Raw genomic sequence first — 393 nt, 5'->3', positions numbered from 1 at the left:
TAGCTACTTTCCGGCGCAAAAAGCGGCGGCCGCTTTCGAGTGAGCGCGGATGCCGGGCGGCCGGCGTTTGTGCCAGAGCGCACATCGCGTCACGCAATCCCCACACGTCATGCGCGCCTCGATTCGTTGCACTTGCGTTCGGGTTTGATCCAAAGGAGTTGCTCGCGATCGCTTGACAAGTCGCTCTTGTTGAATTACCTTAACCATTATGAGAAGTAAGGCATCCTTGATGACCGAGATCGCACAAACCGTCGAGACGATGGTCCAGGGCTCGCTCAGCGAAGTGACCCGCCAGTGCGGCGATCCTTCGTGTGCCTGTGCCACCGATCCGGCGCGCCGCCATGGCCCGCACCTTTATCTGAAGTTCAACGCCGGGGGCAAGCCATATTCGGT

General features: G+C 59.5%; 1 protein-coding gene. It reads left to right on the top strand.

Annotated elements, in window-relative coordinates:
* Positions 1-208 precede the first annotated feature (208 nt).
* Positions 209-393, top strand: a 185-nt coding sequence (locus tag APY03_RS45650) for a DUF6788 family protein (RefSeq protein WP_443082821.1), incomplete at its 3' end; no start/stop codon positions are given.

This window comes from Variovorax sp. WDL1 (assembly GCF_001541225.1).
Lineage (GTDB): Bacteria > Pseudomonadota > Gammaproteobacteria > Burkholderiales > Burkholderiaceae_C > Variovorax.
This window is presented reverse-complemented; position numbering and strand designations above follow the sequence as displayed.